This is a genomic window from Pontibacter locisalis (assembly GCF_042684605.1).
GTDB classification, from domain to species: Bacteria; Bacteroidota; Bacteroidia; order Cytophagales; family Hymenobacteraceae; genus Pontibacter; species Pontibacter locisalis.
On the sequence record NZ_JBHULU010000009.1, the window covers coordinates 48,967 to 72,656 of the forward strand.

At 44.6% G+C, this 23,690-nt stretch carries 22 protein-coding genes; 15 read left to right on the plus strand and 7 right to left on the minus strand.

What is annotated here, in order from left to right:
* The first annotated feature begins 11 nt into the window (after positions 1 to 11).
* The 3 genes from murI to ACFSRY_RS05900 all read left to right on the plus strand — a co-directional run bounded on the left by murI (position 12) and on the right by ACFSRY_RS05900 (position 2,723).
* Positions 12 to 827 (plus strand): glutamate racemase, encoded by an 816-nt coding sequence (murI, locus tag ACFSRY_RS05890; RefSeq protein WP_377504016.1) that lies wholly within the window; start codon positions 12 to 14, stop codon positions 825 to 827.
* A 141-nt stretch (positions 828 to 968) separates the two neighbouring features.
* A complete protein-coding gene (locus tag ACFSRY_RS05895; protein WP_377504018.1) occupies positions 969 to 1,517 on the plus strand; it encodes a hypothetical protein in 549 nt (182 codons plus the stop codon).
* A 15-nt stretch (positions 1,518 to 1,532) separates the two neighbouring features.
* The gene (locus ACFSRY_RS05900; protein ID WP_377504020.1) at positions 1,533 to 2,723 is read left to right on the plus strand and encodes a glutathionylspermidine synthase family protein; all 1,191 of its coding nucleotides are present in this window, start codon (positions 1,533 to 1,535) and stop codon (positions 2,721 to 2,723) included.
* 99 nt (positions 2,724 to 2,822) lie between these two features.
* Here the strand turns inward: ACFSRY_RS05900 and ACFSRY_RS05905 are convergent, their stop codons facing one another.
* Positions 2,823 to 3,530 carry a hypothetical protein gene (locus tag ACFSRY_RS05905; RefSeq protein WP_377504022.1) on the minus strand — a complete coding sequence of 236 codons (708 nt, stop codon included), beginning with the start codon at positions 3,528 to 3,530 and terminating at the stop codon, positions 2,823 to 2,825.
* Positions 3,531 to 3,675: 145 nt separating this feature from the next.
* Here ACFSRY_RS05905 and ACFSRY_RS05910 point away from each other — a divergent pair, with 145 nt between their 5' ends.
* From ACFSRY_RS05910 to ACFSRY_RS05950, 9 genes are all read left to right on the plus strand, one after another.
* Positions 3,676 to 4,779 carry a complex I subunit 1/NuoH family protein gene (locus tag ACFSRY_RS05910; RefSeq protein ID WP_377504024.1) on the plus strand — a complete coding sequence of 368 codons (1,104 nt, stop codon included), beginning with the start codon at positions 3,676 to 3,678 and terminating at the stop codon, positions 4,777 to 4,779.
* 9 nt (positions 4,780 to 4,788) lie between these two features.
* A complete protein-coding gene (locus tag ACFSRY_RS05915; protein ID WP_377504026.1) occupies positions 4,789 to 5,394 on the plus strand; it encodes a NuoI/complex I 23 kDa subunit family protein in 606 nt (201 codons plus the stop codon).
* A gap of 24 nt (positions 5,395 to 5,418) precedes the next feature.
* Positions 5,419 to 5,934, plus strand: coding sequence for an NADH-quinone oxidoreductase subunit J family protein (locus ACFSRY_RS05920; RefSeq protein ID WP_377504028.1), 516 nt, complete (start codon positions 5,419 to 5,421; stop codon positions 5,932 to 5,934).
* 3 nt (positions 5,935 to 5,937) lie between these two features.
* The gene (gene nuoK, locus ACFSRY_RS05925) at positions 5,938 to 6,246 is read left to right on the plus strand and encodes an NADH-quinone oxidoreductase subunit NuoK (RefSeq protein WP_377504030.1); all 309 of its coding nucleotides are present in this window, start codon (positions 5,938 to 5,940) and stop codon (positions 6,244 to 6,246) included.
* Between the two features lie 138 nt (positions 6,247 to 6,384).
* Complete coding sequence (nuoL, locus tag ACFSRY_RS05930) at positions 6,385 to 8,628, plus strand: NADH-quinone oxidoreductase subunit L (RefSeq protein WP_377504032.1); 2,244 nt, start codon at positions 6,385 to 6,387, stop codon at positions 8,626 to 8,628.
* 130 nt (positions 8,629 to 8,758) lie between these two features.
* On the plus strand, positions 8,759 to 10,504 hold the full coding sequence (locus tag ACFSRY_RS05935) for a complex I subunit 4 family protein (RefSeq protein WP_377504034.1): 1,746 nt from the start codon (positions 8,759 to 8,761) through the stop codon (positions 10,502 to 10,504).
* Positions 10,505 to 12,010 (plus strand): NADH-quinone oxidoreductase subunit N, encoded by a 1,506-nt coding sequence (locus ACFSRY_RS05940; protein WP_377504036.1) that lies wholly within the window; start codon positions 10,505 to 10,507, stop codon positions 12,008 to 12,010.
* A gap of 7 nt (positions 12,011 to 12,017) precedes the next feature.
* Positions 12,018 to 13,910: an amidophosphoribosyltransferase gene (locus tag ACFSRY_RS05945; protein WP_377504038.1), complete on the plus strand. Its 1,893-nt coding sequence runs from the start codon at positions 12,018 to 12,020 to the stop codon at positions 13,908 to 13,910.
* Positions 13,911 to 14,105: 195 nt separating this feature from the next.
* Entirely contained in the window at positions 14,106 to 15,395 is a 1,290-nt protein-coding gene (locus tag ACFSRY_RS05950) for a T9SS C-terminal target domain-containing protein (protein ID WP_377504040.1), read from the plus strand.
* Between the two features lie 57 nt (positions 15,396 to 15,452).
* Here the strand turns inward: ACFSRY_RS05950 and ACFSRY_RS05955 are convergent, their stop codons facing one another.
* The 4 genes from ACFSRY_RS05955 to ACFSRY_RS05970 all read right to left on the minus strand — a co-directional run bounded on the left by ACFSRY_RS05955 (position 15,453) and on the right by ACFSRY_RS05970 (position 17,963).
* A complete protein-coding gene (locus tag ACFSRY_RS05955) occupies positions 15,453 to 15,779 on the minus strand; it encodes a HesB/IscA family protein (protein ID WP_377504042.1) in 327 nt (108 codons plus the stop codon).
* A gap of 13 nt (positions 15,780 to 15,792) precedes the next feature.
* Entirely contained in the window at positions 15,793 to 16,200 is a 408-nt protein-coding gene (locus ACFSRY_RS05960; RefSeq protein ID WP_377504044.1) for a hypothetical protein, read from the minus strand.
* 13 nt (positions 16,201 to 16,213) lie between these two features.
* Positions 16,214 to 16,627 carry a Fe-S cluster assembly scaffold IscU gene (iscU, locus tag ACFSRY_RS05965; RefSeq protein ID WP_377504046.1) on the minus strand — a complete coding sequence of 138 codons (414 nt, stop codon included), beginning with the start codon at positions 16,625 to 16,627 and terminating at the stop codon, positions 16,214 to 16,216.
* A gap of 121 nt (positions 16,628 to 16,748) precedes the next feature.
* Positions 16,749 to 17,963, minus strand: coding sequence for an IscS subfamily cysteine desulfurase (locus ACFSRY_RS05970; protein WP_377504048.1), 1,215 nt, complete (start codon positions 17,961 to 17,963; stop codon positions 16,749 to 16,751).
* 115 nt (positions 17,964 to 18,078) lie between these two features.
* On the opposite strand from ACFSRY_RS05970, the gene mce reads away from it, so the two are divergent.
* The 3 genes from mce (at position 18,079) to ACFSRY_RS05985 (ending at position 20,653) form a co-directional block, all read left to right on the plus strand.
* Positions 18,079 to 18,480, plus strand: coding sequence for a methylmalonyl-CoA epimerase (mce, locus tag ACFSRY_RS05975; RefSeq protein WP_377504050.1), 402 nt, complete (start codon positions 18,079 to 18,081; stop codon positions 18,478 to 18,480).
* 61 nt (positions 18,481 to 18,541) lie between these two features.
* Positions 18,542 to 19,114 carry an L-threonylcarbamoyladenylate synthase gene (locus ACFSRY_RS05980; RefSeq protein ID WP_377504052.1) on the plus strand — a complete coding sequence of 191 codons (573 nt, stop codon included), beginning with the start codon at positions 18,542 to 18,544 and terminating at the stop codon, positions 19,112 to 19,114.
* A gap of 96 nt (positions 19,115 to 19,210) precedes the next feature.
* Entirely contained in the window at positions 19,211 to 20,653 is a 1,443-nt protein-coding gene (locus ACFSRY_RS05985; protein ID WP_377504054.1) for a CCA tRNA nucleotidyltransferase, read from the plus strand.
* 107 nt (positions 20,654 to 20,760) lie between these two features.
* On the opposite strand, the gene ACFSRY_RS05990 is transcribed toward ACFSRY_RS05985, so the two are convergent.
* Entirely contained in the window at positions 20,761 to 23,271 is a 2,511-nt protein-coding gene (locus ACFSRY_RS05990) for a PspC domain-containing protein (protein ID WP_377504056.1), read from the minus strand.
* Positions 23,268 to 23,612 carry a PadR family transcriptional regulator gene (locus ACFSRY_RS05995; protein ID WP_377504058.1) on the minus strand — a complete coding sequence of 115 codons (345 nt, stop codon included), beginning with the start codon at positions 23,610 to 23,612 and terminating at the stop codon, positions 23,268 to 23,270. Before ACFSRY_RS05995 ends, ACFSRY_RS05990 begins: the two co-directional genes overlap by 4 nt.
* Between the last annotated feature and the right edge of the window lie 78 nt (positions 23,613 to 23,690).

A 23,690-nucleotide genomic window follows, 5' to 3' on the forward strand; every position in this document is an offset into this window, starting at 1 on the left:
ATTCGCTACTTATGGCACCAGATATAACAAACCGCCCAATAGGGATTTTTGATAGTGGCATTGGGGGACTCACTGTGGCTAAGGCAATTATTGATGTGTTGCCGCATGAGCGCATTATCTATTTTGGAGATACTGCACATTTGCCTTATGGAGATAAATCTACTGCGGCTATACAGGCTTATGCAGTAAAAATCTGCAACCTCCTGATCAAACAGCATTGCAAATTAATTCTGATTGCCTGTAATTCTGCTTCCGCGGCGGCTTATGATCTGGTAAAAGAATATGTAGGCAGTAAAGCGAAAGTACTGAATGTAATTGATCCGATAGTAAACCACATCGGGAAAACCTATCCTTCCCAAACAATTGGTCTCATTGGCACGAAGCAGACGGTTAACTCTAATGTATACCGGAAGAAGGTTGACGAACTGAACCTAAATATTGAGTTGAAATCGCATGCCACGCCACTTTTGGCCGCAATGATAGAAGAGGGGTTTTTTAATGATTCTATTTCTGAGAGCGTTATTCACACCTATTTGTCAGATCCGGACTTGTCTGGTATCGAAGCTCTTATTTTAGGATGTACCCATTATCCTCTTATTAAAAAGCAAATAGAAGGGTTTTATAAAGGAGAGGTAGATGTGCTGGATGCAAGCCAGATTGTGGCACAGCATGTGAAGAGCTATTTGGAGAGTAATGGACTGGCTGCAGAAAAGTTAATTGGCGAGCACCATTTTTATGTATCGGATTTTACCCGCTCTTTCGAGGAAAGCACCCGTATTTTCTTTAAGCGGCAGGTTCACCTGGAGCATTACCCTCTCTGGGAGTAGATATAGTATTACAACAGCAAATTGCTATAGTATAGTATTTTCTTTATACGGCTCTAGCAGCTAAAGTGCCCAATCTCCATTTAAATCGGGCTGTACTCTTTTGGTTTGCCGTACAAAGTGTACCCCTTAAGAATTTTTGTTATGAAAAAGCGATACCTGACCATAGGTGATTTTAAGCGAAACGCATTTATTGTGGCTGCTGCTGCTTGCATGGGTTTAACAGGCTGTGAAAGTAACAGCCGGCAAGATGAGTGGAATGCTGATAGCGAGGTGCCTGTTCCGGATGGAGTTATAACTGAGATGACAGAGGAAACCTCTGGTCAGTGGAAAATTACTGATGAACGAACAACTGCTCCCGGTAATAGCATGGCAATTTTGAAATACAACGATGGGCGCGTAGATACCTTACAAGGGCTTGAACTGGAGAATCAGCTTCAGAATCTGGCTGCGAATCAGGAGAGGTATCAGCAGGGTGGCTTTGGAATGGGAAATGTGCTCTGGTGGAGTGCGTTGGGATATATGGCAGGACGCAACATGGCTCCGCGGTCAGGATACTATGCTAACCCTAATATCATGAACAACACAAATGCCTGGCGGCAGGATGTACAGACATACCGCCAGCGAACGACTGCACCACGTTCGGGCAGGAGTGGGTTTTTCAGAGGGCGTTCTGGTGGTGCAGGGGCTTAAACACTGCTTTTAAACATGATAAATAGAGAGAGAGGCTCGGTAAAACTAGTAGTGCACCGAGGCGACGTGGAGGCTGCTGTCCGTGGCCTGGGCTGGGAGTGGTGTGTAGAGGACGGGTGCGCTAATTATGTACCTGGCGAGGCTATCGTTTTAGCCGAAACGGAAGCTGACGTGCTTTTAGAGGCTGCTGATACACTTTACAACATGATGGTGCAGGCTGTGCCTGACGATTTGCCTGATGCCTTTCTAAACATTCTGGGAATTCCTGAAAACCTATGGCCGCTGGTGCGTCAGTCGTGGAACGACGACAGGCACTGGCATTTGTATGGGCGTTTTGACTTAGCTCAAACTCCGGACGGGCCAAAACTTCTGGAATTTAATGCTGATACAGCTACCTCTATACCTGAAACGGCGGTAGTACAATGGGCAAGCCTGGCGGCCGCTGGTAAAAATGAGGCAAATCAATATTCCGGCTTATACGAGGCACTGGTTGAGCAGCTAAGAACCTGGCGGATTAAAAATGATGATCTTGCACCTGCCTTGTTGCTAACCTACCTTGGTGGCAGTGCCGAGGATGAGACGAATTGCTCCGTGATAGCTCAGGCGGCTCAGGAGGCGGGCTTTGAGGCGCACCTTTGTCCTGTGGAGCAAATAAGTGTTTCTACAGAAGGTGATGAGAAAGGAGTATGGGCACAGGTTAGTGAAGAACAATGGCGGCAGTTTCCATTTGTCTTTAAGCTGTTACCCTGGGAGCAGATTGCATGGGAAGAACCACAGCTATTAGAACAGCTGACGCTGCTTTCAAAAATGCGTACTGTGGTTATCGCTAATCCAGCATATAGTTTATTATTTCAGAGCAAAGGTATGCTGGTGTGGCTTTGGAAAGCTTACCCCTACCACCCATTGCTATTAGAAACAGACCTGGAGCCCTTAAGTGGCAAGTATATCCGGAAGCCATACTTTGGCCGTGAAGGACAAAGCGTAGAGGTAGTAGATAAAAAAGTGAGCCTCTTAAAAAAGGAGGGCGAGTATAACACGCAGCAACAGGTGTTCCAGCGCTGGTGCGAACTACCCATGGATGATAAAGGTTTTCAGTACCAGGCAGGCGTTTTTTGGGCCGGAGAGGGCTGCGCTATCGGCTTTAGGCGTGAGAAAGGAATAATTACGAATATGTCCCAGTTTGTTCCGCACCTGGTTGAGAGATAGAAATAACAGTTTAATTTCTATCTCTCTTTAAATATAGCATTTTGGTAGCACAGTGGTGTCCTATTGCTTAGGTAGGGCAGCCCCACCAAGACATCAGCTCTACTGAGCTGCAGCTAGATTTTTATTGTTCAGTTTGACTTTCCCGTCCACTCCTTCTTTGCCCTCTGTTTTGCCATATCGGCCTGGCTTTCCTCCCTTGCCACCTTTATAGAGAAGTATGATCGTATGCATGTTGCGATGCCGGTTGAAGTTGGGAATAAATCCCTCTGTACTGTAGGTAAGCGTTATGTTGCCTCCATTCCCACCATTGCCTCCGGCACCTCCTGCTCGTGCGGGAGATCCGGAAGAGATTGCTTGGTAGGTACCATCCCCATCTGTTTTTTTAGTAGATGATACTCTTTCTGCGGTCCCATCTTCTCCATTGTCCCCATTGCCGCCTCGTGTATCTATGGTTAAGCTTCCTAAGGCCTCAAAATGTATATCCATCTCAATAGGGTCCCCATCATGACCATTTGAGCCATAGATTCCGACTCTTCTAAATGACCCATCTAATCCCTTGGTAACAAGCTTGCAGCTCTTCCCTACGTAGGCATTGTTTACACCTATGAAGGCAGGCAAGCCAGGATTGAATTGTATCACAGCCTTGTCGTGCATCACTAATGTGTCTACTAATAAGACATTGTCAGGACCTACAACATAGGTTTCCTTTTCCTTGATTTCCAGGCGTGATATAACCTCCTGAGCCTTTAGGCTAACCGGAATAATGAGAAGCAATAGTAGAGCTACGTAAGCAAGGTTCTTTTCCATGAAGTAGGCTACGTTGATGAGTTTTAGAAGATGGATTGTTGTAAATATAAGAGATCCTGAATAAACTGCCACCATCCTTATTTACTGCCTTCAATTCTCCAAATTAAAACCCTACATTTGTACTGACAAAGAAGACTAATTGCCTATGCTCGCTTTCCTGCTTACACTTGCTGCCCTGCTGCTGATAGTCATTGTATTAGCTTATGCAGAGCGAAAAGTGGCGGCTTTTATGCAAGACAGGTTAGGGCCAACAGAAGCAGGGCCTTATGGCTCACTGCAGCCTGCCCTGGATGTGCTTAAGCTGCTGCAAAAAGAAGACATAGTACCTGCCGCTGCCGATAAAACTCTTTTTAAGCTGGCACCTGTTCTGATTTTTGCTGCTGTATTTGCAGGTTTTGCCGTTATCCCCTTTACGCCATCTTTAGTACCTGCCGGAATCGGTATAGGAGTGTTTTACCTGCTTGCCATTATATCATTGGATGTAGTGGGTTTGCTGATGGCAGGTTGGGGCTCAAACAATAAATTTGCCATGCTGGGAGCTATGCGTTCCGTAGCGCAGATTGTATCTTATGAGATCCCGGCTGGCCTGGCTATACTTTCTGCCGTGATGATTTGTCAGTCATTGGACTTCCAGGAGATAAGTTACCAGCAGGGCGCACTTATGAACCGGTTTCCGGGGATGGAATACGAAATGAACTGGCTGTTTGGAATTCGTGATCTGGGTATAAATACCACTACAATCGGAGGTATTACGACCTGGAATATTTTCCGGGCACCAATGCTGCTGGTTGCTTTCATAATTTATTTTATCGCTTCGCTGGCAGAAAGTAACCGTGCTCCGTTTGATATCCCAGAGGCTGAGTCGGAATTGGTGGCAGGTTTTCATGTGGAATATTCGGGCTTCCGGTTTGCTGTGCTGTTTCTGGCGGAGTACAGCATGATGGTGTTGGTTAGCCTGGTTGCAGTAGTGTTGTTTTTGGGGAGCTGGAATACCCCTTTCCCAAATTTAGGCCCGGTTAGCCTTGCCTACTGGACGACAGGTACTGTCGGAGAGCTTTCTGGTATTCTTTGGGGAGCTTTTTGGCTATTGTCCAAAACGTTTTTACTGCTGTTCGTGCAACTGTGGCTTCGTTGGACTTACCCCCGCCTGCGTGTGGACCAGCTTATGCACCTGTGTTGGAAAGTGCTAACGCCAGTGGCCTTAGGTGTTGTGCTCCTAGCGGGCATTTGGCGGCTTTTAATGATTTAAATTAGAGTTGTGGAGAAAACCCTAAAACATAAAAACGGATTTTGGGATGTGGTGAAATCGCTGCTGAGCGGTATGCGTTTAACCTGGCAACATTTTATAAAAGCCGGGAATCGCCGTACTCCAGAATACGTGTCACATGATAATTATTTTAAACAGCCAGATGGACTGGTGACACTGAAGTACCCTTATGAGGCTATTCCAGTGCCGGATAATGGCAGGTATCGGTTGCATAATGAAATAGATGATTGCATCGTCTGTGACCTATGTGCAAAGATATGTCCGGTTAATTGCATCACGATTGAATCAGTGAAGGCCACTGAAGACATTGGTGTTACCTCTGATGGTACAAAAAAGCGTCTTTATGCGCCGGTATTTGATATTGACATGGCTAAATGCTGTTACTGTGGCCTTTGTACTACCGTCTGCCCTACGGACTGCCTTACCATGACACCTGTATATGATTTCCCGGAGGTGGATATCAGAAATATGATCTATCATTTCACAGATTTAACACCGGAACAGGCAGAGGAAAAGAAGCAACTATTTGCTAAGCAGCAGGAAGAAATGGCAGCTGCAAAGGCGGCGGCTTTGGCAGCCAGGAAACAGCAGGGTTAATTTCAGGATCATAAAATAAAGAGAATGCTTTTCTACATCTTTGCTGCACTGGCAGTAATTTCTGGAATTTACATGGTGCTGACACGCAACCTGCTGTATGCCGGTTTCTCGCTGTTGGTAACGCTGTTGAGCATTGCCGGGATATACGTATTGCTTTTTGCTGATTTCCTGGCTGTAACACAGTTAATGGTTTATGTGGGTGGGGTGTTGGTGTTAATCCTGTTTGGTATTATGCTTAGCAGCCGTGTTAGTGATAAGTCGGTTCTTTCGGAAAATACAAACACCGTGTGGGGCCCTACTGTGGCTGGGCTGATCTTAATCGGGTTAAGCTACGCCATAATAAAAGCTAATGTTGGCGCTTTGCCCTGGCTTCAAATTGCAGACACAAATGTGCTGGGGCAGGGGAAGAGTACGGTGCAAAGTATAGGTATCAAAATGATGACTGATTTTGTGGTTCCTTTTGAATTAGCCTCTCTGCTGTTGTTAATTGCCCTTATTGGAGCTGCCTATGTTGCCACAGATAAAAAGGAGGAAGTATAACCAATGGAGCAGATTCCAATAGAACATATCCTTTTGCTGGGCGCAATCTTGTTTAGTCTGGGCATTTTAGCCGTTATAACCAAACGACATGCGGTAGTAGTGCTGATGGGGATAGAACTGATTTTTAATGCAGCCAATCTAAACCTGGTTGCCTTTAGCCGCTATGACCCACTGCTGCTGCAGGGGCAGATGTTTTCCTTATTTGTTATTGTGGTCGCAGCCGCAGAGGCTGCCGTTGCGCTGGCTATAGTTTTGCGCGTGTACCAGCACTTCAAAACAGCTAATTTAAATCAGATAGTAGGTAAGGAGTAGGGTATAAATTGGGTAAAGCGCTACTTGAGTACATTTGGAAGGCTCTTTGTACTTGCTATTATGCTTTCTGAATATCTGCCTTCTTCTATTAATCCTTAAATCCTATAAATCTTAGTTCTTAATCCTTAACTTTGGTGCTTGTTACAACCTGCAGCTGTTGCTGTAGGACCCAAAGCAGCAACTACGAAGTATAACTTGGAGCTATCCGCACTATTAGAGCCTTTAGCTGGCACACCGCAGACTACAACTGCAATGGTGGTGCTGTTTCTGCCTCTCCTGGCTTTTGCAGTTTTATACTTTTTCGGGAGGTACTTGCCTAGGAAAGGCGACTGGCTTGCTATTGGCATAACAGCCCTTGCTTTTGGAGTGGCTGTATGGCTGTTCCTGCAAACATGGAATGTAACTACCTTCCATGCCCGCACCAATTGGTTCAGTATTGCATCTATTACCGGTTCTGTCGCAAACTTTACTGCCGGCATCCTGCTCGATAATCTGGCTGTTTTGATGCTGGTAATTGTTACCTTCATTTCCCTGCTGGTGCAGCTCTTCTCGGTAGGCTACATGCAGGGCGACAAGGGTTACAGTCGTTATTTCGCTTACCTGGGGCTGTTTACATTCAGCATGCTCGGTATCGTTTTGGTGGATAACTTGCTCCTTTTGTTCATGTTCTGGGAGCTGGTGGGCTTCTCTTCCTATTTGCTTATCGGATTCTGGTACCATAAACCTGCAGCTATTGCAGCAAACAAAAAAGCTTTTCTGGTGAACAGAGTAGGGGACATTGGGCTGTTGCTTGGGCTGTTTGTCTTTTATACTTACTTCCGCACCTTTGATCTGGAGGCTCTTCGCTCCCTGATCAGCACCGGTATCTGGGCGGATAATGGCTTCGTCCTTCGTTACACGCTTTATGAGCAACCTTGGGTAGTAGAGCTTAGCCCGGTTATGTTAACACTGGCAGGGTTGGGATTATTTATGGGTTGTGTGGGTAAGTCAGCACAGTTTCCGTTGCAGGTCTGGCTTCCTGATGCCATGCAGGGGCCCACGCCAGTTTCATCCCTTATTCATGCGGCCACCATGGTAGCGGCAGGTGTGTACCTGTTGGCTCGCTGCTACGCTTTTTTTACAATTGATGCGCTAACTGTTATGGCTGTTGTAGGCGCTGTTACTGCCTTACTGGGTGCGCTTGCCGCACTTACACAATATGACATCAAAGCCGTCCTGGCTTTTTCGACCATCTCTCAATTAGGCTATATGGTGATGGGCATGGGAACCGGCGCGCACGATGCTTCCCTGTTTCACCTGACGACCCACGCTTTCTTCAAAGCTGCCCTCTTCCTGAATGCAGGCATTATCATTCATGCCATGCACCGGGGACTGCATGTTGCCCATCCGGCAGAACACATAGATCCACAAGATATACGCAATATGGGAGGCCTGCGCAAGGCAATGCCGCTCACGTTTTACACTTACCTGTTGGCTGCTGCCTCTCTGGTTGGCATTCCCTTGTTCTCCGGGTTTCTATCTAAAGATGCTATACTTTCCGTTACCTGGGCCTGGGCACAGACGATGAGTGCAAATGGTAACAGCGTGTATTATCTGGTGCCAATAACTGGTTTTGTCGTGGTGGTGTTAACGGCCTTTTACATGACCAGGCACATGTGGTTTATTTTCTTTGGCGATTTCAGGCTTCCATTTGATGTGCGTAGCTTAAGGCTAGCCCCAGAACGTGAAGTGGAGCGGGTGATGGCACTGCCTGTGATTTTGCTGGGTCTCCTCTCCCTCGGTATTTTCTTTTCGCTAAACCCTCTTAGTTTCAGTGACAGTTGGGTTGTGAAGGGTATTCATTTAAACATACTATTGCCTGTAAAGGCGCTGCTTTCAAACAGGTTTGTGGAGGCTGTTATGCTTAAGGATGAGGGTAATCATGTAATTCATATTATTATTGGTGTGCTTTCCGCCATGTTGGCATTGGCAGGTATAGTTCTCGCCTTAATTAGGTATAACAGGAAAACTGCTCTCGAGCTGTTGCAGCAGGAGCCCAAAAGCTCTGTTGCGCGGTTATCATATAATCATTTCTATCTTGATGTTTTCTATAACAAAGCTTTCGTGCGCCCGGCTCTGCTGTTGGCCCGTGGTTTATACAGAGTAGATAAGCGAATGATAGATTATACCCTGGACTACAGCAGCAAATGGGTGGTGGTATTTTCTAAGATTGTAGCTTGGTTTGATAGGCTGGTTGTGGATGGAACGGTGTGGCTGATTGGTGGTCTATCAAAAGCTGTTGGCTGGATAGGCCGGAATTTGCAGAATGGTAAGGTGCAATCTTATTATGCATACTCTCTTTTCGGATTTATTTTGATAATACTATACATCGTCCTGTTTTGATGTTAATTTCGAAGCACGGATGAGAAGTGGTTTGGGAATGGCAGGATAAAGTATCGGAAGAGGATCATATCCAGATGCCGAATAGAAAATTTAATGATCAGGAAATAAAGATCAACAAGATACACAGTTGATGGATTTTATACTTAGTGGCCTCATCTTCACACCCCTGTTAGCAGCGCTTGTTGTACTGCTGATGCCCTCACACCTGAATAAACCCATAAAGGCCTTAGCTTTGCTGGGAGCAGTAATACAGTTGGGGCTGGCTGTGTTTCTGTATTTCACCTTTGATGGAAGTGCCTTTGCTAACGGAAAGGTTGGCTACCAATTCGTGGAGAAGCTAAACTGGATTGGATTTCCACTTGGAAGCCTGGGCCGTTTACAAATCGATTATTTTGTTGGGGTAGATGGTGTAAGTGTGGGCATGGTGCTCCTGACAGGAATTGTTGGTGTGATTGGTGTCATATCTTCCTGGACCATCACGAAAAATATCAAAGGATACTTCCTGCTTTACCTGCTCCTCCTTACCAGTGTAATGGGCTGTTTCCTGGCTCTTGACTTCTTCCTGTTTTACCTGTTCTTTGAGTTTATGCTTCTGCCGATGTATTTTCTGATCGGTATATGGGGTGGTCCGAGGAGGGAATATGCAGCCATAAAATTCTTCATTTATACTTTAGTAGGTTCTCTTTTCATCCTGATCGTGATGATCGGGCTTTACACTTCAGTTATAGATCCGGAGGCAACGGCACTTCAACTGGAACTGCTTGATTCAGGTAAACCTGCATCATCGGAAGTTATTGTTCAGGTACAACGGCTACTACAGCAAAGCGCAATAAGCAGCTCTGATATGGTGCGTACCTTTAGTATTCCGGCCATGATGGAATCTGCTAATTTCATTCCTGGCAGCTTTCTGCACTCCCTTTCAGGCGTAGTTCTATGGGATCTGCCGATCAGGTTTGTCGCTTTCCTGTTGCTTTTTGCAGGCTTTGCCATCAAAGTACCCTCAGTGCCGGTGCATACCTGGTTGCCTGATGCACACGTGGAGGCTCCAACCCCGATTTCGGTTTTACTGGCCGCCATACTTTTAAAAGTAGGAGGGTATGGGTTGATCAGAATTGTTTACCCTGTTTTTCCGGATGCGGGAGCTTATTTTTCTACACTTGTAGGTGGCTTGGGAGTACTTTCTATAATTTATGGTGCATTCTGTGCACTCGCCATGAACGACCTGAAAAAGCTGATTGCTTACTCGTCGGTTTCACATATGGGCTTTGTATTACTAGGCTTGGCTTCCCTTACAACAGAGGGTGTGAATGGTGCCATTTTTATGATGTTCAGTCATGGTATCATCTCTGCTATGCTTTTCCTGCTGGTGGGGGTAATTTATGATCGGGCACATGACAGAATGATACTCAATTTCCGGGGACTCGCCAGCAGGATGCCAGCTTATACTTCATTTGTGGTGATCGCTTTCTTTGCCTCTTTGGGATTGCCGGGTTTTTCAGGTTTCATCTCAGAGCTGCTGGTGTTGGTAGGTGGCTTTAGTGCACCGGATGTCAATGGCTTGTTGCCTCGTTGGTTTACAGTGGTGGCAGTGTTCGGCCTTCTGCTATCAGCAGGTTATTACCTGTGGGCATTGCAGCGTATGTTCTTCGGGAAATACTGGATTTTTCCGGACCTAAGAGGAAAAGCTCTGATAAGCGACATGAACCTGCGGGAATACCTGATGCTTGTGCCATTAGCCGCTCTGGCTTTACTCTTCGGTATATTCCCACACCTGCTGTTAGATAAAATAGGAGTTTCGGTAGCCGGTTTTACTGAATTGGTACTTCAGAATGGGCAGGAGCAGCTAAATTTAGTTTTATCTTCTATTCTCCCATAAGTGAACGAGCAGGCATTATACCTATCCGAAAAGATTGATGCCCTTATAGCAGGTGCAGGCTCCTTGCTGCCAGAGTTTATGCTGGCAGTTTTCTTCCTTCTGCTTGTTACGCTTGACCTTTTCAGGTCAAGAACAATAAAGATGCTGCTACCATGGATAGCACTGAGTGGCTTATTTGCCACACTGGTCATTCAAATACTTGGGGGCTATGCTTCCGATGGTGGGGCATTTTTGAACCTGCTGCTATCAGATGGGCTAGCACAATTCGCGGGTATACTTTTTAGTGCAGCGGGTATATTCACCATACTTTTGTCTGTATTAAACAAACCTTTAGAAAAATTAAAGTACGGCCACGGGGAGTACTACGGACTTATTTTAATGCTGGTGCTGGGGCTGAACCTGATGGCAAAGTCTGTTAACCTGTTGATGGTTTTTGTCTCCATCGAAACCGTATCGATAGCCTCCTACATTCTTACCCTGATTCTTAAAGAAAATCGCCGGTCAGTAGAGGCTGCTATAAAATACATTCTTTATGGTGCCTTATCGGCAGGAGTAATGCTATATGGCATGTCGTTCTTTTATGGCTTTACAGGTACTCTTAATTTTACTTCTGAAGCATTTGGACTCGGCTTGCTGCAGGCGGATCCACTTTTGGTAACAATAGCTGCCGTACTTGTTTTTGCCGGCCTCTTCTTTAAAATATCAGCAGCACCTTTTCACTTCTGGGCACCGGATGTGTACCAGGGTGCACCAATGCCAATTGTTGCCCTTTTTTCCACTGGGCCTAAAATGGCTGGAGTTGTCGTAATTCTACGATTCATAACCGTATTTGCAGAGCCATTGGCTTTTGCAGATGTACAATTGTTTTTCGCAATAGCGGCAGTTGTTACATTGGTTGTTGGTAATTTTACCGCCATCTGGCAAAAGGTGCCCCGTAAGCTTTTAGCTTACTCCTCTGTTTCGCATGCTGGGTTTCTGTTGGCGGCACTACTTGCATTTGGTACAGGATACAGTTCAAGTGTACTGTTTTATCTGACTGTGCTGCTGTTCATGAATTTTGGCATTTTTCTGTTTCTCCAGATCTTTGAGGATGAGCTGAATGTAGTGGAGTTGGAACAATTTTCTGGTCTGGGCAAAGTATACCCCTTTATGGGAGTGATGGCGTTGCTATACCTTCTTTCACTAACAGGCTTGCCTCCTTTAGCAGGATTTATGGGGAAACTGCTCATATTTACCAACATTTGGGAAGCATATAGTCTAAGTAACAGCTCCATGCTGCTGGTGCTGCTGGTAACAGGAGTCTTACTTACCGGCGTTGCTCTGTTCTATTACATCAAAATTCCTTACTACCTTTTCCTTAAAGGGAATTATAGAGAAGAAAATTTAGTTATTTCACTGTCGAATAAACTGCTGCTGACGTTGTTTGCTGTTCCGTTGCTGGTTCTGTTCTTTAAGCCGGAACTGCTGCTGAACTGGATTGAACAATTGTTGGCACAGACACTATAAAAGCACCATGAGCGACTCTATTAAGCACGAATGCGGCATTGCCCTGATCAGGCTCAGAAAACCGATCGAATATTATGTAGAGAAGTATGGCACTCCTATGTATGGCGTTAACAAGCTGTACCTGCTAATGCAAAAGCAGCATAACCGTGGTCAGGACGGTGCGGGAGTTGCCAGCATTAAGATTGATGCTCTGCCGGGTATCGACTATATAAATCGTTTTCGCTCCGTAAAGAACCGTGCGATTGACAGTATCTTCGGTAAGATTGGAAAGGAATTTAAAAACCTGAAAGAAGATCATCCGGAACGTGCAGAGGATACTGCCTGGATCTGGGAAAACATGCCCTTTCTGGGAGATGTTTACCTGGGACACCTCCGCTACGGTACGCATGGTGTAAACAGCGTAGACAATTGCCACCCGATGGTACGTGAGAATAACTGGCGTAGCAGAAGCTTAGCTGTTGCCGGAAACTTTAACATGACCAATGTAGATGAGCAATTTCAAAAGCTGATCGAGCTGGGTCAGCACCCCAAGCATAAAACAGATACCACTACTGTGCTTGAGAAGATCGGGCACTTCCTTGATGAGGAAAATCAGGAGCTCTTCGACTCCTATAAAAACGATTTCACCAATAAAGAAATAACAGGTCTGATTGAAAGTAACCTGGATCTTCAGCGTGTTCTGAAACGTGCCTGTAAGGATTTTGATGGTGGTTATGCCATGGCAGGTTTAACAGGCTATGGTGCTGCTTTTGTTGTCCGTGATCCTAATGGGATACGTCCTGCATATTATTATGCTGATGATGAAGTTGTGGTTATAGCCTCTGAAAAGCCTGCTATTAAAACCGCTTTTGATATTGATTACAGCCAGATTAAAGAAATCTCACCCGGACATGCCCTGATTGTGGATAAAGCAGGTAACCCGGACATGAAAGAAATTCTACCGCAAGGAGAGAAGCTTTCCTGTAGTTTCGAGCGCATTTATTTCTCTCGCGGTAATGATCCTGAGATTTATAACGAGCGTCTGAACATGGGAAGATTGCTTTGCCCACAGATTTTAGAGGCGATCAATTATAACCTGAAGGATACGGTGTTCTCTTATATCCCGAATACAGCTGAAACCTCCTGGCTTGGTATGATGAAGGGAATAGAAGATTACCTGCGGGGCTATCGGAAGAAGGCGATCTTGAATAACAAACTGACAGAAGATGAACTAGATGAAATTCTGCAGTATAAACCAAGGGCACACAAGTTAGTTATTAAGGATGCTAAGCTGCGGACTTTTATTACGGATAATAACAGCCGTGATGATCTTGTTACGCACGTCTATGATACTACTTATGAGGTTATCAAAAAAGGAGTAGATACACTTGTTGTGCTGGATGATTCGATTGTGCGCGGTACGACCTTAGAGAAGAGCATTATTAAGATGCTGGACAGGCTGGAGCCAAAGAAGATTATCATTGTTTCTTGTGCTCCTCAGATCCGTTATCCTGATTGCTATGGCATTGACATGTCAAGGATGAAAGAGTTCGTAGCATTCAGAGCGTTGTTAGGGCTGCTAAAAGACAATGGTAAGGAAGGTATGTTGCAAGAGGTGTACCAACAGTGTGTAGAAGCACAGGAAACATCCGCCTTTTATGAAAAGAATTTTGCGCAGAAGCTTTATGATCAGTTTAGTGCCACTGAGATTTCCCGAAAAGTATCTGAAATCGTTAAGGCGCCAGAGGTGCATGCTGATGTAGAGGTAATTTACCAAACAATAGAAGACCTGCACCTGGCATGTACTAACCATAAAGGAGACTGGTACTTTACAGGAAACTATCCTACTCCTGGCGGAACAGGTGTTGTAAACAGAGCCTTTATGAATTTTGTAGAAAATAAAGCCGGAAGAGCTTATTAGTAAGTAAATTTTGTAAAAAGGAAAGCCTGCTTCTGTTAAAGAAGCAGGCTTTCCTTTTTATTGGTTACATACTTATATGTTCTCTGTTAAATAAAAGGAGAAAATTGAACTTAAGTAAGAATACGTAAGTTGGTGCATTAATCTAAAGCCGCAGGTAAAGAGATCGACTGTAGCCATTGCACTGTACTTAACTATATGATAACAAATTTTACTCTTTTCACTAAGTGCCTCCTTCTTATTATTTTCATTGCTAATACTTGGGCGGTTGCACAGGTAAGTATGGGTAAGTATAATTCCCATTATAACCAAAACTTCGATGCGCTGCCTGTTGCAAACACCGATATCTGGAAGAGTGGAGCATATTACTTACCTGGTTGGACAGTACAGCGTACTGTAGCGGACTCTCTTATTGAAGCAAATACTGGTTCGGGTAATACAGGCGGCTTATTTAGTTATGGTTCTGCAGCATCGAAAGATCGTGCTCTGGGATCTATAAGCTCATTGAAGAAGGGGGAGTTTGCTTACGGCTTACTGCTGGTTAATAATACTGAGGCTACCATACAAGCACTGGATGTTAGTTATATAGGAGAGCAATGGCGTATATCAAACTCGACAGCAGGTGAACACCGCATTACCTTCTGGTATGCTATTAGTGGTGACAGAACTTCTTTTAACTTATCTCCTGCATCAGACAAAGGTTGGACACAGGTGCCGAACTTGACCTTCTCTTCCCCCTTCTTTTATACAACAGGCAAAGCTTTAGATGGTAATGCTGCAGCTAACAGAAGGTATGTGTCACAGACAATCTCTGTGAACATTCCAGCAGGGCATTTTATTATGCTTCGATGGAAAGATTCTGACGAGCTGGAGGCGGACCATGGCCTGGCAATTGACGATGTTAGCCTTACCTGGAGAGTAGAAGCAAATACTGTGTCTACACCACTTCCTGTGGAGCTTATAAAGTTCATAGCAAAAGTGGCTGACAGGGAAGTGGTCCTGCAATGGCAGACAGCTATGGAAGAAGGAAACGATTACTTTGTGATTGAACGAAGCGTTGACGGGCGCCATTTTGAAGGAATTGGTATGGAGAAAGGGAATGGTACTACCACGCAGAGAAGTAAATATGCATATACAGATGAGAATCCGCTGACGGGTACATCGTACTACAGACTTAAACAGGTAGATGAAGACGGTAGCTATAGCTATTCCCCAGTGATCAGCATAATGCGGCAAAGAGCGAGAGAAGACGTGGTAGTGTTTCCTACTACCACGTCAGACACCATTCATATTGAATGTGAAACAGGTACCGAACTGAAGCAGGCATCAGTGTTTGACGTGATGGGTAAAAAGGTGTTTGAGGTATCATTGCCGGTATTAAAGCAAAAGCATCTTTTGAATGTTGCCAGTCTAGGCAGCAGTATGTATGTGTTGGTGTTACAAGATGCTAACGGAAGGACCTTTACAAGGCGCATTAGAAAGATATAATAAAAGAAATGGCTGCTAAGAGATTAGCAGCCATTTCTTTTATTATAGTAAAATAGTTTATACTGAGAAGCTGTCGCCGCAGCCACAGGTACGGGTAGCATTCGGGTTGTTAAAGAAAAAGCCTTTGCCATTTAAGCCGTCTGAGAAATCAAGCTCAGTGCCTGCCAGGTATAAAAAGCTTTTCATATCCACCACAACCTTTATCCCTTTATCTTCAAACTCCTGGTCCATTGGCTTCACTTCATCATCAAAGTCAAGATTATAGGATAGTCCGGAGCAGCCACCACCCGCAACAGAAGCACGCAGGCGAAATTTATCATCAAGCTGCGCATCCTGCTTCAGCTTGAGAACCTTTTCTTTTGCTTTGTCTGAAACTGTGATCATAACATATTTATTTTTAGGAGACAGGATTTAACACAACACTAAAGACAGTGATGGTGTTAATGTCTCGGCCATAGTATAATTTATCAAGTGCTTCGTACATATTGCGTGCCCTGAAATAAGAGGTCTGTAACTCTTTGTCGTCGCGTGACATCCATTGCACGGTATATGAACTCTCCTGATCACGATAGCTTTGGACATAGTCCAGCATCTTGCGCAGCACATCTTTCCTGTCATATCCTGTTTCGGAGTGAAACAGGAACGACTGGTGGTGGCGAGGATTGACCGTAATCAAGTCGAGGCGCAGCTTGTTGTCTATCTGCCTGAATTCAAAAAGCAGACTGTTACCACTTATTCCTAAATGGTCCTCGATCTGCTTCTGAATGCGTGCACTTTCAACATGCACATCTGTAGATGACTCCATTGAGTCCTAGTTCTTAGTGATGAGACTTAGGCATCTCCAGTTCAGGAAGCCCGTTTTTCACTCTATAGTCGTTGATAGCTGTTTTGATCGCATCTTCGGCAAGTACAGAGCAGTGAATCTTTACTGGCGGTAGAGCCAACTCTTCCACGATGGCCATGTTATCAATTGCCAAAGCCTCATCCACGGTCTTACCTTTTAGCCACTCAGTAGCCAGTGAAGAAGACGCGATTGCAGAACCACAACCGAAAGTTTTGAACTTAGCGTCTGTGATTACCTGGTTCTCATCTACCTCAATCTGCAGGCGCATAACGTCACCGCACTCAGGAGCGCCAACAAGGCCAGTACCTACATTTGTTTTTGATTTATCAAGCGTACCTACGTTACGTGGGTTGCTATAATGATCGATTACTTTATCTGAATAAGCCATAGCTTCTGTTTAATTAGAAATTAAAAATTTTGAATTGGAAATTAAAGGTAGAAGTGAAAAATCAGAAAGGCTATATTAATACCATTTCTAATTTTCTAACTTCTAAATTTTAATTTAAGTCCTAGTGTTCTGCCCACTCAATAGAGTTCAGGTCTATACCTTCTTTAAACATTTCCCACAGTGGAGACAGTTCACGAAGTTTATGTACAGCCTCTTTTACGTGGCCAATAGCAAAGTCGATTTCTTCATCCGTAGTGAAGCGGCTCAGGCCGAAACGCAGCGAAGAGTGTGCAAGATCATCACTTAAACCCAGTGCCTTCAGTACATATGATGGCTCCAGAGAAGCAGAAGTACAGGCAGAACCCGATGACACTGCCAGGTCTTTCACACCCATCATCAAACCTTCACCTTCTACATATTTAAAGGAGATATTCGACACGTGTGGCAGGCGGTGCTCCGTAGAGCCATTTACGTAAGACTCTTCGATTTTAGTAAGTTCACGCTCCAGTCTGTCACGCATGGCAGCGATACGCTTGGTATCTTCCTCCATATCCTGCTTCGCAATTTCAGCAGCTTTGCCTAAACCAACGATACCTGGAACATTAAGTGTACCTGAACGCATACCACGCTCGTGTCCGCCGCCATCCATCTGGGCAGTAACTTTAACACGTGGATTTTTACGACGCACGTAAAGTGCACCAACGCCCTTAGGGCCATACATCTTATGACCGGAGAAAGCCATCAGGTCAATGCCATCTGCCTCAACATCCACAGGAATTTTACCTACTGCCTGCGTTGCATCTGTAAAGAACAGGATGCCGTGCTTTTTAGCGATGGCAGAGATCTCACGGATTGGCTGAATTACGCCAATCTCATTGTTTGCATACATTACAGAGATAAGGATAGTCTTATCAGTGATGGCTTCTTCCAACTTCTTTAGATCGATAAGACCTTTCTCATCTACCTGCAGGTAAGTAACCTTGCCCCCGATTTTCTCGATATGCTTGCAGGTATCCAGTACTGCTTTGTGCTCTGTAGTAACCGAAATGATATGGTTACCTTTTGAAGCATACATTTCAAAAACTCCTTTAATTGCAAGGTTATCTGACTCAGTGGCACCAGAAGTAAAGATGATTTCCTTTGGAGAACAGTTGATAAGAGCGGCAATCTGCTCGCGTGCATAATCAACAGCCTCTTCAGCCTGCCAACCAAAAGGGTGGTTACGGGAAGCAGCGTTACCAAACATGTTAGTCATGTATGGCATCATCGCATCCAGCACACGTGGGTCTAGCGGCGTAGTGGCATTGTTATCCAGGTATATAGGTAATGTTAGCATATAAGTCGAATTTCTAATTTTTGTCCTGTATCTAAACAGTTTAAAGAAATTATTAGTTTTGAATCGGGGGCAAAATTAACAAAAAAACCTTACTTAGACTAATTACAAATTGAAAATGAAAAACGTAGAACATATTGGCATAGCAGTAAAAAACTTTAGCGAGGCGAATGCTTTATACTTTAAGTTGCTAGGTGTGGAGCCTTACAAGACTGAGTTTGTTGAGTCAGAAAATGTAAATACATCCTTTTTTAAGGTTGGAGCGACAAAAATTGAACTGTTGGAGGGTACTACACCGGATAGTGCTATCAGTAAGTTTATCGAAAAGCGTGGAGAGGGTATCCATCATATCGCTTTTGAGGTAGAAGACATTTACGCTGAAATGGAACGCCTTAGAAAGGAAGGGTTTACTCTTTTGAATGAACAACCGAAGAAAGGGGCCGATAATAAATTGGTTTGCTTCGTACATCCAAAGAGTGCTACCGGTGTGCTGGTAGAACTTACGCAGGAGATTAAGTAAGATGTTGATTGTTGCGAGCAGAAAATAACAATCAGCAGTTAACAGTCAATGATATAAAACTATGAGTCAATTAATTAAAGAAATACAGGCAGCCGAGGAAGAAATCATTCTAGGCAATGTCATTTTGTATCCTACTGATACTGTATGGGGCATTGGGTGTGACGCTGAGAATGCGGAGGCAGTGAAGAAAATTTTTGAAATAAAGGAGCGGGAGGAATCCAAATCCATGATCCTGTTAATGGCCGACCTGGATATGTTGCGGCACTATATTAATGAGGTGCCGGCAGAATTAGAGAAATTGATTCAGGAGCAACAGCGGCCAACTACTTATGTGCTTACCGGGGCGAAGAACCTTCCGGAAGAAGTTATTGCCGAAGATGGAAGCATAGCGATTAGAATCACGAAGGATGAATTCTGCCACAGGCTGGTGCGCCAGGTAGACAGGCCAATTGTCTCTACATCAGCTAACATAAGCGGAGAACCTGCGGCAGCTTCTTTTAAGGATGTCTCTGACAAAATCAAAGAACGGGTAAGCCATATCGTGCGTTGGCGGCAGGACGAAGAGGTTGATGCAAAACCTTCCCGTATAGTTAAAATTGAGCCTGGTGGAAAGCAGACTGTAATTCGTGAGTAGTAGTCTGCTCTCAATGTAGGACAACGCTTTCAATTTAATACCTTATTTTTGCACCTCAGGCCGCTAAGCTGTAGCCTGAGGTGTTTAATTTTACTGATGGATAAGATACAATTACCAGAACATTCTATATTTGAAGTGGTAGCCGAGGCAGCTGCAGAGTTGAAGGTTGATGCTTATGTGATAGGTGGCTTTGTGCGGGACCTGGTGCTAAAGAGGCCTTCTAAAGATATAGATGTGGTTTGTGTAGGTGATGGTATTGCATTGGCTGCTACGGTTGCACAAAAGCTGCCACACAATCCAAAAGTTTCCATCTTTAAAAACTTTGGTACAGCCATGCTCCGTGCCGGAGATTGGGAAGTGGAGTTCGTAGGTGCCCGCAAAGAGTCCTACCGCGAGCACTCCCGAAAGCCTGAAGTAGAGCAGGGAACATTGAATGACGATCTTAAGCGTCGTGACTTTACCATAAATGCACTTGGTATCAGCCTTAACAAAAAGAATTATGGGGAGCTGATAGACGAGTTTGAGGGGGTCAAGGACATGAAGCGCCAGATAATTAGAACCCCTCTGGAGCCGGGTATCACTTTTTCTGATGATCCGCTGCGAATGATGCGTGCAATCAGGTTTGCATCGCAGCTAGGGTTCGATATTGATCCGGATACCTTTGATGCCATCATGGATAATAAAGAGCGCATCAAAATAGTGTCGCAGGAACGGATAACTGATGAATTAAATAAAATCATTCTCTCCCCAACTCCTAGCTATGGCTTTAAGTTGCTGTTTGCTTCAGGGTTGTTGCACCTGATCTTCCCGAAGATGGTGGAATTGCAGGGAGTAGAGACAAAAAATGGGAATACCCACAAGGATAACTTCTATCACACGTTGCAGGTGCTGGACAATGTGGCAGTAGTTTCAGATGATCTGTGGCTGCGTTGGTCAGCTATCATGCACGATATTGCCAAACCCGATACAAAGCGTTACCATCCCAAAGCCGGCTGGACCTTTCATGGACATGAGGACCGGGGTGCCCGAATGGTGCCAAAGCTGTTTCGGGATCTAAAGCTACCTTTAAATGAACACATGAAGTTTGTGCAGAAGCTTGTGCGCCTGCACTTGCGCCCGATAGCTTTGGTAAAGGAAACCGTAACAGACTCTGCTATTCGTAGACTGTTGTTTGAGGCTGGTGATGACATTGATGCTCTTATGAAACTTTGTCGTGCGGATATCACTTCTAAAAATGATACAAAAGTTAAGCGTTATCTGCAGAACTTTGACAGGGTAGAAAAACGCCTTGTAGAGGTAGAGGAGAGCGATAAACTGCGGAACTTTCAGCCAGTGATTACCGGAGAAATCATTATGGAAACTTTTGGTTTGAAGCCGTCTAAAGAGGTGGGGCAGTTGAAAGAGTTACTCACTGAGGCTATTCTAGAAGGAAAGGTAAAGAACGAGTTTAAGGATGCGTATGCCTTTTTAAGAGAAAGAGGGAAAGAGATGGGGTTAACGGTAGTTAAGGTTCTTACTCCGAATGAAACAGGAGAATAGCTGCACAGCTATTCTCCTGTAATATTGTTTGTTGCAGGATATACAAAATTGACTCTGTCTTTTTTATAGTTTTATTTTATACTAAAAGGCAATGGTTAGTGGTGGAATCATCTGCGCTTAATGCTGCTTGGCCCGGAACTGTCTGTAATCAAATTCTCAGGGTTACCCCGGTAAGTAATGCGGCTGGCTCCAGTAGCATCGGCACGTAAAGTAGAGATTGCGTATACTTCAGCCACACTGGCTCCCGTCACATCTACATCAACAACGTCTGCTCGTAAATCACCAGCATCTATGCCCGAAGCACCTGTTGCATCCAGTTCAAATCTATTGGCACGGCCAGTGAATTTACTAATAGAGGCTCCGGCAATATCAACCTTCAGGTCCCGCACGTTAATATTCGCCACAGATTTGATGGCACCAGATAAACTCATGGTCAGATTATCTGTTTCAATTCCCACTATGTCAGCTTTTATAGCACCTGCCAAATCAATATTATTCATGTTTGGAGCTGTTATCTGTACTAACACCGGGTCACTATCATCAAAAAGGTTGAAGAAACGTTCCTCAGTTCGGATGGATAATTCATCTCCTTGTTTTTCAATCTGTATGTGCTTTAAATCACTACGGTTACCGCGTATCTTAACGCTGTAGTTATTCCCCTGTATTAGCTGAACGTGGTATGGCCCAGAGATCTCAACTTTACTAAAGTCTCTGTAGTCATAAGAGCGTACGTTGGAGCTGTACTCACTGTCGTTTAACAATGCACTTCCACTAATTCTGACAGAGCTTTCATTAATATCAACGTTAAAGTCACCCTCTTCGCGGTAACCCGTGTTGTAGTCAGAATCCTCTGTGTCCAACGTGTCAGCTGCGCAGGTGAGGCACTCCAGTTGATCTCCCTTTACCTGCCAGGTATTGCGCACAATTTTATCACGGCTATAGTCTTCCATAAATGTTGCGCTAGGCAGCATATAAGTGAATTCACGGGTCAGGCGAAGCGGCTTGTCTTTTGGGAGCTTAAGTATGATATCTAATTCCTGATCGCGAAACACGGCTCCCTTTTTGAACTCATAACTATTGTCAAAGCGAAGCACAGAGTCTTGCTGCACAACACGATATGTAATCATTTGTGCATTTTCTTTCGCTTCCTCCTCTGTTTTACCTTTAGCCTCGGCGTGTTGTATTATCTCAATATCACTTCCGTTAGACTCCTGCACGTCTATGTAGATGTTGTCGTAGTCTAGGTTGTTGTCATACGCATCCAGTACTATGGTCTCATAGCCAGCTGCAGGTATGGTCTTGGTTGTGATCACTTCACCGGTCCTGCGGAAATTGTTGCTAAACATCATGGCCGTTGCAATTAATGTGAACAAGCTTACAAGCCAAACACCAAACATTGACCAACCCACAATAGGACGGAGGAACGTACGCTTAATTAAAAGACTGACAGCCAGGATAATTAACAGTAGGAGTGGGATTAGCCCTACAATAAAACCTGCCACCAGTCCGAGCCTGGGAAACCCGTTCAGGATCACAGAAGCCGGGAAATCCCCCAGTACCAGGTACTCAGATTCCTCTATAAGCCCCAGTGAAACGAAGAATGCAGAGAATAAACCTATGGTTAAACCGATTGAGATAGCCAGAAGTATAACGCCTGCACCAATTCTTATCAGCGTTATCAGGAAAGCCAAGATGGGACCGAGTGCTTTGCCCATCCAGTTTATGATCTGAGAGATCAGGCGAATCGGGAGTAAGATAATCTTTGCCAATGTACTTTCTTCCCCATTGCTGTCGCGCATGTTCAGGTTGCTTTTCAGCGTCTGCTCGATGCCTGCCAGTGTAACAGGATCGCCCTGCATCTGCATGCGTTCGGTAAGTGTTACAGCCTCTGGCATAGCTATCCAGAGAACAATGTAAGCCAAAATACCAAAGCCACCTGCAAAAATAAGTACCAGGAAGATTACTCTGACTACAGCTACATCTACTCCAAAATATTTGGCAATGCCGCTGGCTACACCGGCCAGTTTCTTGTCTTCGGGATCCCGAAAAAGTTTTTTGACAGTAGTTTCTGGTAAGTGATCGTTCTGAGGCATTGCAATCCACAGCACTACATAAATAATAATGCCTGTTGCGGCAGAAACACCTGCAGAAACAACTCCTAAAAGCACTAGCAGCACAAAGAAAAGCCTGATCCAAAGTGGATCTACCTTGAGGTAATTTGCCAGACCGGCACACACACCGCTTATTACTTTGTGGTTGATGTCGCGGTAGAGTTTTTTTGGTCCAGTGGTGGTGTAGGCATTTTCTGCTTCAGGGCCAGGGGCAGTGTGAGGTATTTCCTCATCCATAGGCTCCAAAACTTCGAAATCTGTAACATCTCCCATTCTAGCAATTAGATACTGTACATCTTCTAGTGATATAACCTGTTTGCCAGGTGCTAGTCTGGCGGAGAAAATTTCGGCAATACGAGCCTCAATATCGGCAACGATCTCTTCGTGATCTTCATAATTAGAGAAGTACGTTCTGATAGAAGCCAGGTATCTGCTTAGCTGCTCGTAACCGTCTTCCTCAATGTGGAAGATGATGCCTTGCAAGTTGATACTTATATTCTTTTTCATAATTGCTGAGATTTCTTGTTTTGGATAATGAATTCGGTGGAGTCAACTAATTCTAACCAGGTAGCGCGGAGCTGCTCTAAGAAGTCGCGGCCGGTATCGGTGAGTTTGTAGTATTTTCGTGGAGGACCCGAGGTAGACTCTACCCAGTTGTACTCTAGAAGCGACGCGTTCTTAAGGCGGGTTAGTAACGGGTAGAGGGTACCCTCCACTACGATCATTTTAGCTGCGGTCAGCTCTTCCAGCATGTCAGACGCATATACTTCACCACGAGAGATAATCTCCAGTATGCAGAATTCGAGAATTCCCTTCCTCATCTGCACTTGTGTGTTTTCTACTTTCATGATGATTCTGTTATAATGTTGAAGCAAAGATAATATAAGGTACTATGTAAAGCAAGGTACTGTTAAGAAATTATTACG